Raw genomic sequence first — 13,726 nt, 5'->3', positions numbered from 1 at the left:
CCGCTCGTTGCAGGGGAACGATGGATATCACAAGCTTTACGGACCTATGGGACCGCGTGGTCGGTACCCAGCCCGATCCGTCGGCCTGGCTGGTCGGCGGCACCGCACTGATCGCGCTGGCCGCTGTGCTGCCGCACGGCATATGGCGGCTGAGCCGCAACGCGATCACGATCGCGCACGAGGGCGGCCACGGCCTGCTCGCGCTGCTGACCGGCCGGAGCCTGGACGGCATCAGGCTGCACTCGGACACCTCGGGCCTCACCGTCTCGCGCGGCAAGCCCTCAGGCCCCGGCATGGTGCTGACGGCCGCCGCCGGATACACCGCGCCGCCGCTGCTGGGCCTGGGCGGGGCGGCACTGCTGGCGGCCGGGCACATCACGGCGCTGCTGTGGGGTGCCACCGCCCTGCTGCTGGTGATGCTGGTGATGATCCGCAATGCCTACGGGGCGCTGACCGTCGTGATGACCGGCGCCGCGTTCCTGCTGGTCTCCTGGCTGACCGCGCCGGAGATCCAGGCGGCCTTCGCCTATCTCGTCGTGTGGTTCCTGCTGCTCGGAGGTGCGCGTCCGGTCTTCGAGCTGCAGCGCACGCGCCGGCGCGAGCGGTCGAACACCTCGGACGCGGATCAGCTGAGCCGGCTGACCCACACCCCCGTGGGGCTGTGGATGCTGCTGTTCTACGCGACCGCGATCTGCGCGCTCGTCGGCGGTGGCCGCTGGCTGCTCGGGGTGTAATCGGGGTGTAGTCCCAGCCCCGGCGGCCGCCCGGGCGGCCCCCCGGCCGCCGCCGGGGCTGCCGCGCTCCGGGCAGGGCCGCCGCCAGCCACTAGGCTTGGTGCCCATGACCGACAGTTCCCCGCACACCGCTCTCTGGCCCGCCCCCGTCGCGTCCGGCCCTGTCGACGCAACGGTCACCGTGCCCGGATCGAAATCGGTCACCAATCGCGCGCTGGTGCTCGCCTCGCACGCGTCAGAACCGGGCTGGATCCGCCGCCCGCTGCGCAGCCGCGACACCGTACTGATGGCGGACGCGCTGCGCGCCATGGGCGTGCAGATCGACGAGACGGTGAACACCGACGGCGGCGGCGAGGCGTGGCGGGTCATCCCGGCCGGGCTGCACGGCCCGGCCCGTATCGACGTGGGCAACGCCGGCACCGTCATGCGCTTCCTGCCGCCGGTCGCGGCGCTGGCCGACGGCCCGGTCCGCTTCGAGGGTGACCCGCGGGCGAACGAGCGGCCGCTGCACGGCGTGATCGACGCACTGCGCACCCTGGGCGCGCGGATCGACGACGAGGGCCGCGGCGCGCTGCCGCTGACCGTGCAGGGCGCGGGGTCACTCTCCGGCGGGGCGGTGGAGGTGGACGCCTCGTCGTCCTCGCAGTTCGTGAGCGCGCTGCTGCTGTCGGGGCCGCGGTTCAACCAGGGGCTTGAGCTGCGCCACACCGGCCACACCCTCCCCTCGCTCCCCCACATCCGTATGTCGATCGACATGCTGCGGATCGCGGGCGCCCAGGTGGACGCCCCGCAGGACGGCGGCGAGGCGAATGTGTGGCGGGTCGCGCCGTGCGCACTGCTCGGCCGGGACCTGACCGTGGAGCCGGATCTGTCGAACGCGGCGCCCTTCCTGGCCGCGGCACTGGTCACCGGCGGCCGGGTCACCGTGCCGGACTGGCCGGAGCACACCACCCAGCCGGGCGACGCACTGCGGGAGATCTTCACTCGCATGGGCGGCGAGTACGAGCTGACCGAGCAGGGGCTGACCTTCACCGGTACCGGCCGGATCCTGGGAATCACCGCGGATCTCCACGAGGTCGGCGAGCTGACGCCCGTCATCGCGGCGGTCGCGGCGCTGGCCGAGTCGGAGTCCGTGCTGTCGGGCATCGCCCATCTGCGGCTGCACGAGACGGACCGCCTCGCAGCGCTCGCCAACGAGATCAACGCTCTGGGCGGCGATGCCACCGAGACCGAGGACGGACTGCGGATCCGGCCCCGGCCGCTGCACGGCGGGGTCTTCCACACCTACGAGGACCACCGGCTGGCCACGGCGGCGGCCGTGCTCGGCCTGGCCGTGGCCGGCGTCCAGGTGGAGAACGTCGCCACCACCGCCAAGACGCTTCCGGAGTTCCCTGAGCTGTGGACCGAGATGCTCGGTGCCACCGTCACGGCAGGGCGGGGCTGACCGCGCCATGCGCCGCTACGGCAAGAACCCCGACGAGGACGACATCCGGGTCCGCCCGAACACCAAGGGCAACCGTCCCCGCACCAATATCCGGCCCAAGCACGAGGACGCCGCCGAGGGCATGGTCCTCACCGTGGACCGCGGCCGACTGCACGTACTGATCGGCGAGCGGACCATCGTGGCGATGAAGGCCCGTGAACTGGGCCGCAAGAGCGCCGTGGTGGGCGACCAGGTCGCGGTCGTCGGCGATCTGACCGGCGACAAGGACACCCTGGCGCGGATCGTGCGCGTCGAGCCGCGCAAGTCCGTGCTGCGGCGCACCGCCGATGACGACGATCCTTACGAGCGCGTGGTCGTCGCCAATGCCGACCAGCTCGCGATCGTCACCGCGCTGGCCGACCCCGAGCCGCGCCCCCGCATGATCGACCGATGTCTGGTGGCGGCCTACGACGCGGGCCTCGAACCGCTGCTCGTCCTGACGAAGTCCGATCTGGCGTCGGCGGAAACGCTGCTGGAGACTTACGCCACGCTGGGCGTGTCCTACGTGGTCACCAGTCGGGACACCTTCCTGACCGGCGGTGTGGACGCGGTCCGCGAGCGCCTCAAGGGCCGGATCACCGCGTTCGTCGGCCACAGCGGCGTCGGCAAGACCACGCTGGTGAACGCGCTGGTGGAACGGCAGCGCGCCACCGGCATCGTGAACGCGGTCACCGGCCGCGGCCGGCACACCACCACCTCGGCGCTGGCGCTCCCGCTGCCCGGCGACGCGGGCTGGGTCGTCGACACCCCGGGGGTGCGGTCGTTCGGTCTGCACCACATCGATCCGTCCCGCGTCATCCTGGCCTTCCCCGAGCTGGTGCCCGGCACCGAAGGCTGCCCGCGTGGCTGCAGTCACGACGAGCCCGAATGCGCGCTGGACGCCTGGGTCGCCGACGGTCACGGTGATCCGGCGCGGCTCGACTCCCTGCGCCGGCTGCTCGCGACCCGCGAACGCCGGGAAGGCGACTGATCCGCGGCTGCTGATTCCGCTTCGTTCGCGTTCGTTGGCCTTCGTTCGCGTTCGTTCGCCCGTTTGCCCTCCATCCGAGGAACGTTGCCGCCATTTCCGGGCAGGCTGTGTGATGATCCATCAGTCCGACAGCGGGCGGCACGGACGGCGGGCACGGCGACGGAACGGGAGGCACCCCGATGGCATGGCTACTCGTGGTGGTCGCAGGCATCCTGGAGACCGGATTCGCGGTCTGTCTCAAGGTCTCCCACGGTTTCACCCGACTGTGGCCGACCATCGCCTTCGCGCTCTTCGCCCTCGGCAGCTTCGGCCTGCTGACGATGGCCCTGAAGAAGCTCGACGTCGGCCCCGCATACGCCGTCTGGACGGGCATCGGTGCCTCGGGCACCGCCATCTACGGCATGGTCTTCCTCGGTGACATCGTCTCGACACTCAAGATCGTCTCGATCTGTCTGGTCCTGGCGGGCGTTGTGGGCCTGCAACTCTCGGGTTCCTCGCACTGATCGCCGGCCGTCCGCTCGTCCGGACGTGACAGCGGGGCCGTCCGGCGGTTTCGCCGGAGAGCCCCGCTGTCACGTTGCTCCGCTCGGCTCGCGACCGCCTCCGTGACGGTCCCGCCCGCCGGCGCCTCCGCTGAATCCCCGTCGCTCCCAGCGCCCTTGGCGCCCTTGGCGGTCTTGCTGTTCTTGTCGCCCGGCTCGGGTGCCGGCACCTCGCGGAGCAGGATGACGGCGAGGACCGCGGCCAGGAACGTGACGAGGGCGGCTGCGACGGCGGCGGCGTGGATGCCCGTTGTGAAGGCCTCGCGGGCCGTGGAGAGCAGTTCCGCGCCGGCCTTGCCGGGCAGCCGGGCGGCCTCGGCGGCCGCGCCGCCGAGGGTCTCGTGCGCGGCGGGGGACGTACCGGTCATCCTGTCGCGGTAGACGGCCGTGCCGATGCTGCCCAGGATCGCCATGCCGAGCGCGCCGCCGAATTCGCTGCCGGTCTCCGACAGTGCGGAGGCGGAGCCGGCCCGCTCGGGCGGCGCGGCGGCGAGGATCAGGTCGGCGGTGAGCGTGGTGCCCACGACCAGTCCGGCGGCGAGCAGTCCGGCGCCGGTCAGGGCGAGCGCGATGCTGGAGTCGGTCCTGACCCGAGTGAGCACCAGGGCCCCGATGGTCGTCAGCACCAGCCCGCCGGCCAGCAGGTGGGCGGGGCGCACCTTATTGGCGAGGACGCCGGAGACCGTCATCGCGATCATGATGCCGGGCATGACGGCCATGGACCACAGTGCGGCGTGGAACGGGCTCTTGCCGAGCACGAGTTGCAGATACTGGTTGGTGTAGAGGGTCACCCCGATGAAGGCGAACATGGCCAGCACGTTGATCAGCATGGACGCGCTGAAGGTCCGCTGCCGGAACAGCTCGATGTCGATCAGCGGATTGGCCGAGGTCCGCTGCCGGCGGACGAAGACACAGGCCAGGACCAGCCCCACGGCGATCGACAGGGCGGGCACCAACTCGACGCCGTGCACGGCCATCTGCTTGATCCCGTAGATGACCAGGAGTACGGCGCCGAGCGACAGGACCGCGCTGAGCAGGTCGAAGCGGCCGGCGTGCGGGGCGCGGTACTCGGGCAGCAGCACCGGAGCGAGGACCAGCAGCAGCACCATGGCGGGCACGTTGATCAGGAATGCCGCGCCCCACCAGAAGTGTTCCAGGACGAAACCGCCGATGATCGGGCCGATGGTGGCGCCGCCGACCATGGCACCGGTCCAGATGGAGATCGCGGTCTTGCGCTGCTTGGCGTCGTGGAACATGTTGCGGATCAGGGCGAGCGTGGAGGGCATGAGGGTGGCCCCGCCCAGGCCGAGCAGCGCACGGGTGACGATCAGCACCTCGGCGCTGCCGGAGTACGCGGCGACGACGGAGGCGATACCGAAGGCGGTGGCACCGATGAGCAGCAGCCTGCGCCGGCCGATCCGGTCGCCGAGCGCGCCCATCGTGATCAGCATGCCGGCCAGTACGAAGCCGTACATGTCCATGATCCACAGCTGCTGGGTCCCGCTGGGCGCCAGGTCCTCGCTGATGAACGGCAGCGCGAAGAACAGCACGCTGATGTCCATCGAGATGAGCAGGGTGGGGAGGAAGAGGACCCCCAGGCCGATCCATTCCTTGCGGCCGGCCGGAGCCGTTCCGCCGGTCGTGGCTGTCCCCGTCATGTCGTGCTCCCTCTGAGTGGTGTGGTTTCCCTGGCTCGAAGCCTCTCCGAGGGCGCTGACCGGTCACGCACCAACCGCTGACCGCCGTACGCGTGCGCATGCCGACACGTGCGCATGCCGACGCGGCCGTTCGCTGCGCCGGCCCGCTGAGCGACCGCGTCTCAGACCACCTCGCGTACCCGGGGGTAGTGGCAGGCCGAGGCGTCTCAGGGCTGGCCGACTGGAACTACAACACCATGGGCGGGCTGAAGTAGCCGGAGCATCCCCGCGGCCCGCTCGTTCCCGACGGTCAGAAGCCGCGGGCGAGCAGGCCGCGGACCAGCCGCGCCACCTGCCGGCAGGCGTCCTCGTCGGAGCTCGCGGGGGCGACGACGTAGGCCAGGGTGAGCCGTACCGCGGCCTCGCAGGCCCAGCCGATGTCGGCCAGGTTCAGCTTGGGACAGCCGTGTTCGAGAGCGCCGACCGCGCGGTCGCGGATCTCGACGACGAGTTCGGCGGGCGAGAGCACGGCGTCCGCCGCGGTCGCGGGCGACGGCGCGGTACGCCCTGCCGCGGCGGGTACGGCCGCGCTGAGCGCCGCAGGGGTCCGCGGTGAGCGCTGGGCCGGGATCCTGCCCGCCGCGGCGGGCAGCCGCTCGCTGCGGCAGCCGGTCAGGGTGGCGTGGACCAGCGGGCTGCGGCGCGCGGCGTGGAGGGTCCAGGCCGTGGCGGCCGCGAAGCATTCGCCCGCGTCCGCGCCACGCCGTTCCGCCTCGGCCAGGGCGTTCTCGACTCCGGCCAGAAACTCGTCGGCCTCGCGCCGCGCGAGCGCACGGGCGAGGCCTTGTTTGCTGCTGAACTCGTTGTAGAGGGTCTGCCGGGACACCCCGGCCGCCAGCGCCACATCGACCATCCGCACCGCCGCCCACGGCCGGGCGCCAAGTGCGGCCAAAGCCGCATCCAGTAAGGATTCCCGCGCAGTAGGCACGTTTGCCTCCAAGGCCCCGCATATGTCCCGCACAGCGGCCGTGCGCAAAGAATTGACGCGCCGCAGACCCCTGTCAAGGCTCCGCGCACTGCCCACGTGACCTCGGCCGGTTGCGATCGCTACTGTTCGCTCTATGCCCGACTTCAACGACGACCTGCGCCTCGCCCACATCCTCGCGGATGCTGCCGACGCCATCACCATGGAGCGCTTCAAGGCTCTGGACCTCAAGGTCGAGACCAAGCCCGACATGACCCCGGTGAGCGAGGCGGACAAGGCGGCGGAGGAGCTGATCCGCAGCCAGCTGGGCCGTGCCCGGCCCCGGGACGCGGTACTCGGCGAGGAGTACGGCAGCCACGGCACCGGACCGCGCCGCTGGATCGTCGACCCGATCGACGGCACCAAGAACTACGTCCGGGGGGTGCCCGTTTGGGCCACCCTCATCGCCCTGATGGTGCGTGGGGAGAACGGGGACGAGGGTGTGGTGGGTGTGGTCTCCGCGCCGGCGCTCGGACGCCGCTGGTGGGCCTCCAAGGGCGGCGGCGCGTACACCGGGCGCAGCCTGTCGGCCGCCACCCGGCTCCATGTGTCGAAGATCAACAAACTGGAGGACGCGTCCTTCGCGTACTCCTCGCTCAGCGGCTGGGAGGAGCAGGGCCGCCTCGACGGCTTCCTCCACCTGTCCCGGAACTGCTGGCGCACCCGCGGCTACGGCGATTTCTGGCCGTACATGATGGTCGCCGAGGGCTCGGTCGACATCTGCGCGGAACCGGAACTGAACCTGTGGGACATGGCGGCGCCCGCCGTGATCGTGCAGGAGGCAGGCGGCCGGTACACCAGCCTGGACGGCGAGCCGGGCCCGTACAGCGGGAACGCGGCGGCCTCGAACGGGCTGCTCCACGAGGAGCTGCTGGGCTACCTCGGACGCACGGGCTGAGCGAAGTGGCCGCGCGCTTCCCCTTGCTGCCCGGGGAAGCGCATGTGAACATGAGAATGCCCGAGCTTGTGAACTTGTGAACGCATTCTCATTCTCTAGGGGCCGCCATGCTCGTCCGAGACGCCATGAGCACCGTCGTACTGACCATCGGACCCGCCCACACCCTGCGTCAGGCCGCCCGCCTGATGTCCGTACGCCGGATCGGCGCGGCGGTCGTCCTCGACTCCGACACCTGGGGACTCGGCATCCTCACCGAGCGTGACATTCTCAACGCCATCGGCACCGGTCTGAATCCGGACCTCGAGACCGCCCACGACCACACCACCACCGACGTCGTCTTCGCCTCGCCCGAGTGGACCCTGGAGGACGCCGCGTCCGCCATGGTGCACGGCGGATTCCGGCACCTGATCGTGCTGGACGGCCGCGACCCGGTCGGAGTGGTGTCGGTTCGCGACATCATCCGCTGCTGGGCCCCGGAACGGACTGCCGCGAGCGCGCAGACCACGCAGCGCGCGCTGGCCGGCTGAGAGCACCAGCACACTGCCCGACGGGCAGTGTCTGTCCGGCTGAACGGCGACAGGTCCGTCCGGAGACAGCGAAGAGGCCGGAGCCCATTGGCGTCCGGCCTCTTCGGTTTTACGGCAGCGCGTCCGGTCAGCCGCGGAGGGCCTGGACCGCGGCTTCCAGCCGCTTGCCGTAGTCGGGGTCCGCCTGGCGGAAGTTGTTCACCGCGCGGTCGGCGATGTCGTCACGCGACACCTTGGCAATGAAGCCCGCCAGGTTGGCGATCAGGCGCTCCTTCTCGTCCTCGGACATGTTCCGGTACAGGTTGCCGGCCTGCACGAAGTCGTTGTCCTCGGCGTGCGAGGGCGCCTCGGGGGTGCCGGTGACACCGGAGACCGGAGTCGGCTGCCACAGCGGCTCGTTGGTCTGCTGCGGGCCGCCGAAGCTGTTCGGCTCGTAGTTCTTGCCGCCCTTGTGACGGCCGTCGTACAGGAAGCCGTCACGGCTGTTGGTGCGCGCCTCGGTGGCGTGCGGGCGGTTCACCGGCAGGTGGTCGGCGTTGATGCCGACGCGGTAGCGGTGGGCGTCGCCGTACGCGAAGAGCCGGCCCTGGAGCATCTTGTCCGGGGACGGGCCGATGCCGGGCACGAAGTGCGCCGGGGAGAAGACCGACTGCTCGACCTCGGCGAAGATGTTCTCCGGGTTGCGGTTGAGCTCCAGCTTGCCGATCTCGATCGGCGGGTAGTCCGCGTGCGGCCACACCTTGGTGAGGTCGAACGGGTTGAAGCGGTAGTTGGCCGCCTCGGCCGCCGGCATGACCTGGATCTGCACCGTCCAGGACGGGAAGTCGCCGCGCTCGATCGACTCGCGCAGGTCGCGCTGGTGGCTGTCCGGGTCCGCGCCCGCGAGGACCGCCGCGTCCTCCGACGTCAGGCTCTTGATGCCCTGGTCGGTCTTGAAGTGGTACTTGACCCAGAAGACCTCGCCCGCGGCGTTGTTCCACTGGTAGGTGTGGGAGCCGTAGCCGTTCATGTTGCGCAGCGTCGCCGGGATGCCGCGGTCACCGAAGAGCCAGGTCACCTGGTGGGTGGACTCGGGGCTCAGGCCCCAGAAGTCCCATACGTTGTCCGCCTCCTGGGAGCCCGTGTACGGGTCGCGCTTCTGGGTGTGGATGAAGTCCGGGAACTTGATGGCGTCCTTGATGAAGAACACCGGGGTGTTGTTCCCGACGAGGTCGTAGTTGCCGTCCTCGGTGTAGAACTTCAGCGCGAAGCCGCGCGGGTCGCGTACCGCGTCCGCCGAGCCCAGGTTGCCCGCCACGGTGGAGAACCGCAGGAAGGTCTCGGTCTCCTTGCCGACCTCGGACAGGAACGTCGCCCGGGTCCACTCCGAGACGTCACGGGTCAGCGTGAAGGTGCCGTACGCACCGGCGCCGCGGGCGTGCACGATGCGCTCCGGGATGCGCTCACGGTTGAAGTGCGCGAGCTTCTCGAGCAGCGACTGGTCCTGGATCAGGACCGGGCCGCCCAGGCCGGCTGTCTGGCTGTTCTGGTTGTCCGCCACCGGCGCACCGGCCTCGGTGGTCAGCGGGCCCGTTTCCTGAACCGTCACGTACGTCTCCCTGGATCCTGGATTCGACCTGTCCCTTGGCTGTCGCCGGAATCAATCCTACGATAGACAGAGTCCAAGTCAAGAAGAGAACCATTCTCGGATGCATTCAGATCATGGACCGCGCACTGTTAGGCTGATGCGCATGAGTGACCTGCTGGAACGACTGCGCGAACGCGGCTGGCGGCTGACCGCCCAGCGGCGGGTCGTGGCCGAGGTCCTCGACGGCGACCATGTCCATCTGACCGCCGACGAGGTGCACGCCCGTGCCTCCTCCCGGCTGCCCGAGATCTCCCGGGCGACCGTCTACAACACGCTGGGCGAGATGGTCACCCTCGGCGAGGTGACCGAGGTCGCGACCGACGGCCGCGCCAAGCGGTACGACCCGAACGCGCACCAGCCGCACCAGCACCTGATCTGCTCGCGCTGCGGCACGATCCGCGATGTCCATCCCGCCGGCGACCCGCTCGCGAGCCTCCCGGCGGCCGAGCGCTTCGGCTTCACCATCGCCGACGTCGAGGTCACCTTCCGCGGCCTGTGCCCCGACTGCTCCTGACGGACGCGGCCCCGGCACCCGGCGCGAGCCGCTCCGCCGCCCTGCGCACCGCGGGCTCGGTACGGGTCCTGCCCACCCAGACCGTCTCGGCGGGCACCTCCCCCGCCACTCGCCCCAGCGCCTCGAACACCTCCCTGGCCACCCCCGGATCCCGGTCGAGCGCCAGCGGCGCGAGCATCCGCACCAGATCCTCCGGCCGCGCGAGCCGCCCCAGGGCCCGCACCGCGCAGCGCCGCACCCGCGGCGGGCAGCCGGCGGGACCGGAATCGGTGAAGCGCAGCAGCAGCGGCACATCCGTCACGTCCCCGCACTCGCCCAGACCCGCCACCAGCCCGGCCACCAGCCGGGGACTGCCGTGCCCGCACCGTCCCAGCTGCCTGCGGTAGACCCCGGCCGGCGGCTCACCACGCCGGTACAGCTGCCATCTGGCCTGCGCCCGTACCATCCGGGCCGGGTCGGCGAGCGGAGCCACCAGACGCACGGCCGGCACGTCCGCGGGCAGCGCGGCCACCGCCAGCTCCCGCACCGCCGCGCTGCGCGCCCACATCAGCCGTCCGGCCTGGTCCGGATCGATTTCGAGCAGCCGCTCCGCGCACAGCCGCCGGCACACCTGGTCGCGGTCGCGCAGCGCGGTCCGCAGCAGGTCGCCGCGTACGTACTCCCCCAATTCCAGGGCCAGTTCCATTCCGAAGCGGCGGGTGCGCGGATCTCTGTCGGCGGCCAGCGCCCGGACCGCCCTGCGGTACCGCGGCTCCATGAGCACCTTGCGGTAGCCGGCCGGCTGTCCGCCCGCCCGGCGCCTGCCGCCCAGCCGCAGCATCAGCCGCAGAGCGGCCGCGACCTCGTCGGGCGCCGTCCTGGCGGGCAGCGCCGCCATAGCGCGCTCCCGCACCGCGGGCACCCAGTCGACCGTACGCAGGCTCAGCGCCGCCGCGGCCAGCGGCCCGCCGACCCCGGTCAGCGCCTCCACCGCCTCCTGCCGGACATGGCCGTCCCGGTCGAGCGAGGCGAGCAGCAGCCGCAGCGGATCGGTGCCGCCGGGGCGGTGCGGCGGCGTCGTACCGCCCGCTCGGCGGGCGCCGCGGTCCAGCTGCGGCAGCAGCTCGGGTGGCGCCTGCAGCAGCGCCTCGAGCGCCGCGGCGCGGTCGTACGGGAGGCCGCCGTCCACGGCGGCCCGCAGGGCGTCAAGCAGTGCCTGGACCGCGTCGGGACGGCCGGTCACGGCGGCCCGGCACAGCCCGCTCCAGCGCTCCGGGTCCACCACACCGGCCGGCGCGGGTCTGTCACGCCGCCGCACCACGGTCCGCCCAAGCCGTCCGCGCAGCAACCCCGCCTCCTCGCACCGCGTAGGAGACCAGGATCGCGCGAAGACCGAGGGCTTCCAAGGCTGTTTGCGCGCTTTTGCCCGAACGATGTCCGAGCCACTACTCGGCGCTCCGCGGCCCTGGCCGCAGCCTGGCTCTGAGCCACGTTCCGAGCCGGTTCCGAGCCCGGGACAACGACAAAGGCCCGGTTCCTGATTTCTCAGGAACCGGGCCTTCTGTGTCAGTAGCGGGGACAGGATTTGAACCTGCGACCTCTGGGTTATGAGCCCAGCGAGCTACCGAGCTGCTCCACCCCGCGTCGTTGTGCCCTCACTGTAGACCAGCGGCGCTGAGCAGCGCAAATCCATTCCGTAGGGGCCAACGGCAGGCCCGGAAGGGCCCTGCTACGCCGTGAGCTCGTGCTTCACGGCGTCGGTGAGCCGCGCGGCACGCTCGGCGACCTCGGCCGGGCCGCATTCGACCGCGCGGGCGCACCAGCCCTGGGCCTCGGCCAGCTCACCGTGCCGGGCGGCGAGCAGGGCCATCCGCAGTGCTGCGCGGCCGTGGCCGGCGTCGGCGGCACGGGTCCACCACAGGGCGGCCTCCGGCTCGCTGCCCTCGCGGGCGAGCAGCAGACCGAGGTTGAACGCGCCGTCACGGCTGCCGGCCTCGGCGGCCTCGCGATACCAGTGGGCGGCGTCGACGACGTCGCCGCGCTTGGCGGCGCACATGCCGAGCCGCACCTGGGCCCGCCGGTGCCCCTGCCGGGCGGCACGGGCGTACCACTCCTCGGCCTCCTCCTCGGCCTCGTCGGTCTCCGCCCGGTCCAGCAGCGCGCCGAGCCGGAAGGCTGCCTCGGGGCTGCCGCCGCCCGCGGCGCAGCGCAGGTGGCGCTCGGCGCCGTGGCTGTCGCCCTCGCGCTGGAGCACGATGGCGACCTGGAGCGCCGCCTCGGAGTGCCCGGCCGCGGCGGCCCTCTCGTACCAGCCGCGGGCGGCGGCCTCGTCGCCCCGGTTGGCGTGCAGGATCCCGAGGTTGAAGGCGGCGTCGACGCTGCCGGCCTCTGCCGCCTTCGAGAACCACGGCTCGGCGCCGGCCGCGTCACCGCGCTGCAGCAGCAGGACGGCGAGCGCGTTGGCGGCCTCGCGGTGGCCCGCGTAGGCGGCCTTGCGGTACCACTGCTCGGCCTGCGCGGTACGGCCCTGGCCTGCGCAGAGCAGGCCGAGGTTGAACGCCCCGTTGACGTCGCCCGCCGCCAGGGCGCTGCGGTACCAGCGCTCGGCGGTCTGGGTCTCGCCCTCCTGGGCGTGCAGCGCTCCGAGCGCGTTGGCGGCGTTCCCGTCGCCCGCCTGGGCGGCGCGCCGCCACCAGGTGGCGGCGGAGTCCACGTCACCGGCGTCACGCAGCAGGAAGGCGAGCGCGCAGGCGGCGCGCGCCTCGCCGTCGCGTGCCGCGGTCAGGTACCAGTGCCCGGCCTCCTTGATCTCGCCGCGCTCCTCCAGGAGCGTGCCGAGGCGCAGCGCGGCACGCCGGTGCCGGCGCGCGGCGGCCTGCCGGTACCACTGCTCGGCCTCGACCTCCTCGCCGCGCTCGGCGCAGATCCGGGCGATGCGGTACGAGGCCTCACGGTGGCCGTGCTCGGCGGCGACCCGGAACCAGCGCTCGGCGCCGACGTCGCGGCGGTGGTCGAGCAGGTCGGCCAGGGCGTACGCGCCCAGCGTGTGGCCCGATTCGGCGGCCTGGCGCAGCCAGTACTCGGCGCCGGGCTCGTCACCGCGCTCGCGGTAGTGCCGGCCGAGCGCGTGCGCGGCCGGAGCCGAGCCGGCGACGGCGGCGATCCGCCACCAGTTGGCGGCCTCGTCGGCGTAGCCGCGCTGATGCAGCAGCAGGGCAAGGTTGTTGGCGGCGGCGCGGTCCCCGTTCGCGGTCGCGCCGCGCAGGTAGGGCTCGGCGCCGTCCAGGTCGCCGCGGCGCAGCAGTAGCGTGCCCAGCACGCTCATCGCGACGGGGTCGCCATGGTCGGCGGCACGGCGGTGCCGGGCCTCGATCTCGGCCTCTTCGCGGACCACGAGGCTGTCCTCGTCGGCGAATTCGGCGACTCCGCACAGCTCGGGCAGGTCGGACTGGGTGGCCGGCAGCGGCTCGGCGGCGCGCGGCGCCGGCAGTAGGCTGGTGACAGCCGGAACGAGCCTGGAAGCGGACGTCGACAAGTCACCCGTCGACCCTCGATCATGGATCTGACGAGTATTCAGCAGTCTTGCACCATCCCCCATAAGGTCCATCGTCGCACCACCCGCTACCGCCGTACACCTGGTATACCGCAACCCAATTGGTCACTTCAGCGTTTTGTCGACTTCCCGACTTGACGCCTTACCAAACGCAGTTCTGCGAGTGTCCCCCATATAGAAGAGGCTCGGAGTCTGTTGAATACCAGCCACTTATTCAGTAGCGGGGACAGGATTTTAA

At 71.7% G+C, this 13,726-nt stretch carries 12 protein-coding genes and 1 tRNA gene; 7 read left to right on the top strand and 6 right to left on the bottom strand.

Features of this window, described 5'->3' with window-relative positions; genetic code table 11:
- The first annotated feature begins 20 nt into the window (after positions 1 to 20).
- From QMK24_RS17285 to QMK24_RS17270, 4 genes are all read left to right on the top strand, one after another.
- Complete coding sequence (locus QMK24_RS17285; protein WP_283466994.1) at positions 21 to 734, top strand: M50 family metallopeptidase; 714 nt, start codon at positions 21 to 23, stop codon at positions 732 to 734.
- A 106-nt stretch (positions 735 to 840) separates the two neighbouring features.
- Positions 841 to 2,178 (top strand): 3-phosphoshikimate 1-carboxyvinyltransferase, encoded by a 1,338-nt coding sequence (gene aroA / locus QMK24_RS17280; protein WP_283466993.1) that lies wholly within the window; start codon positions 841 to 843, stop codon positions 2,176 to 2,178.
- 7 nt (positions 2,179 to 2,185) lie between these two features.
- Positions 2,186 to 3,187, top strand: coding sequence for a ribosome small subunit-dependent GTPase A (rsgA, locus tag QMK24_RS17275; RefSeq protein ID WP_283466991.1), 1,002 nt, complete (start codon positions 2,186 to 2,188; stop codon positions 3,185 to 3,187).
- Between the two features lie 179 nt (positions 3,188 to 3,366).
- Entirely contained in the window at positions 3,367 to 3,690 is a 324-nt protein-coding gene (locus QMK24_RS17270) for a DMT family transporter (protein ID WP_283466989.1), read from the top strand.
- Here the strand turns inward: QMK24_RS17270 and QMK24_RS17265 are convergent.
- The gene (locus tag QMK24_RS17265; RefSeq protein WP_283466988.1) at positions 3,582 to 5,387 is read right to left on the bottom strand and encodes an MFS transporter; all 1,806 of its coding nucleotides are present in this window, start codon (positions 5,385 to 5,387) and stop codon (positions 3,582 to 3,584) included. The two genes, QMK24_RS17270 and QMK24_RS17265, sit on opposite strands and share 109 nt — an antisense overlap.
- A gap of 289 nt (positions 5,388 to 5,676) precedes the next feature.
- Positions 5,677 to 6,354 carry a TetR/AcrR family transcriptional regulator gene (locus QMK24_RS17260; RefSeq protein WP_283466987.1) on the bottom strand — a complete coding sequence of 226 codons (678 nt, stop codon included), beginning with the start codon at positions 6,352 to 6,354 and terminating at the stop codon, positions 5,677 to 5,679.
- Positions 6,355 to 6,487: 133 nt separating this feature from the next.
- On the opposite strand from QMK24_RS17260, the gene hisN reads away from it, so the two are divergent.
- Both hisN and QMK24_RS17250 read left to right on the top strand, forming a co-directional pair.
- Positions 6,488 to 7,288, top strand: coding sequence for a histidinol-phosphatase (gene hisN / locus QMK24_RS17255; protein ID WP_283466986.1), 801 nt, complete (start codon positions 6,488 to 6,490; stop codon positions 7,286 to 7,288).
- Between the two features lie 107 nt (positions 7,289 to 7,395).
- A complete protein-coding gene (locus tag QMK24_RS17250) occupies positions 7,396 to 7,815 on the top strand; it encodes a CBS domain-containing protein (protein ID WP_283466984.1) in 420 nt (139 codons plus the stop codon).
- Between the two features lie 127 nt (positions 7,816 to 7,942).
- Here QMK24_RS17250 and QMK24_RS17245 read toward each other — a convergent pair whose 3' ends face one another.
- The gene (locus tag QMK24_RS17245; protein WP_283466983.1) at positions 7,943 to 9,403 is read right to left on the bottom strand and encodes a catalase; all 1,461 of its coding nucleotides are present in this window, start codon (positions 9,401 to 9,403) and stop codon (positions 7,943 to 7,945) included.
- A 142-nt stretch (positions 9,404 to 9,545) separates the two neighbouring features.
- On the opposite strand from QMK24_RS17245, the gene QMK24_RS17240 reads away from it, so the two are divergent.
- The gene (locus QMK24_RS17240) at positions 9,546 to 9,956 is read left to right on the top strand and encodes a Fur family transcriptional regulator (protein WP_283466980.1); all 411 of its coding nucleotides are present in this window, start codon (positions 9,546 to 9,548) and stop codon (positions 9,954 to 9,956) included.
- Here QMK24_RS17240 and QMK24_RS17235 read toward each other — a convergent pair.
- The 3 genes from QMK24_RS17235 to QMK24_RS17225 form a co-directional block, all read right to left on the bottom strand.
- Complete coding sequence (locus tag QMK24_RS17235; RefSeq protein WP_283466979.1) at positions 9,922 to 11,283, bottom strand: HEAT repeat domain-containing protein; 1,362 nt, start codon at positions 11,281 to 11,283, stop codon at positions 9,922 to 9,924. The two genes, QMK24_RS17240 and QMK24_RS17235, sit on opposite strands and share 35 nt — an antisense overlap.
- 222 nt (positions 11,284 to 11,505) lie before the next feature.
- Positions 11,506 to 11,579, bottom strand: a tRNA-Met gene (locus tag QMK24_RS17230).
- An 85-nt stretch (positions 11,580 to 11,664) separates the two neighbouring features.
- On the bottom strand, positions 11,665 to 13,542 hold the full coding sequence (locus tag QMK24_RS17225) for a tetratricopeptide repeat protein (protein ID WP_283466977.1): 1,878 nt from the start codon (positions 13,540 to 13,542) through the stop codon (positions 11,665 to 11,667).
- Between the last annotated feature and the right edge of the window lie 184 nt (positions 13,543 to 13,726).

The organism is Streptomyces sp. PH10-H1, from assembly GCF_030063355.1.
Taxonomy (GTDB): Bacteria; Actinomycetota; Actinomycetes; order Streptomycetales; family Streptomycetaceae; genus Actinacidiphila.
Note: the sequence above shows the minus strand (reverse complement) of the source record. Positions and strands in the feature narration are given on the sequence as shown.

Excerpts from the sequence above, each read along its gene's own strand:
- QMK24_RS17285 (WP_283466994.1), top strand. The coding sequence starts at position 21 with ATGGATATCACAAGCTTTACGGACCTATGGGACCGCGTGGTCGGTACC.
- aroA (WP_283466993.1), top strand. The coding sequence starts at position 841 with ATGACCGACAGTTCCCCGCACACCGCTCTCTGGCCCGCCCCCGTCGCG.
- rsgA (WP_283466991.1), top strand. The coding sequence starts at position 2,186 with ATGCGCCGCTACGGCAAGAACCCCGACGAGGACGACATCCGGGTCCGC.
- QMK24_RS17270 (WP_283466989.1), top strand. The coding sequence starts at position 3,367 with ATGGCATGGCTACTCGTGGTGGTCGCAGGCATCCTGGAGACCGGATTC.
- QMK24_RS17265 (WP_283466988.1), bottom strand. The coding sequence starts at position 5,387 with ATGACGGGGACAGCCACGACCGGCGGAACGGCTCCGGCCGGCCGCAAG.
- hisN (WP_283466986.1), top strand. The coding sequence starts at position 6,488 with ATGCCCGACTTCAACGACGACCTGCGCCTCGCCCACATCCTCGCGGAT.
- QMK24_RS17250 (WP_283466984.1), top strand. The coding sequence starts at position 7,396 with ATGCTCGTCCGAGACGCCATGAGCACCGTCGTACTGACCATCGGACCC.
- QMK24_RS17240 (WP_283466980.1), top strand. The coding sequence starts at position 9,546 with ATGAGTGACCTGCTGGAACGACTGCGCGAACGCGGCTGGCGGCTGACC.
- QMK24_RS17225 (WP_283466977.1), bottom strand. The coding sequence starts at position 13,542 with ATGGACCTTATGGGGGATGGTGCAAGACTGCTGAATACTCGTCAGATC.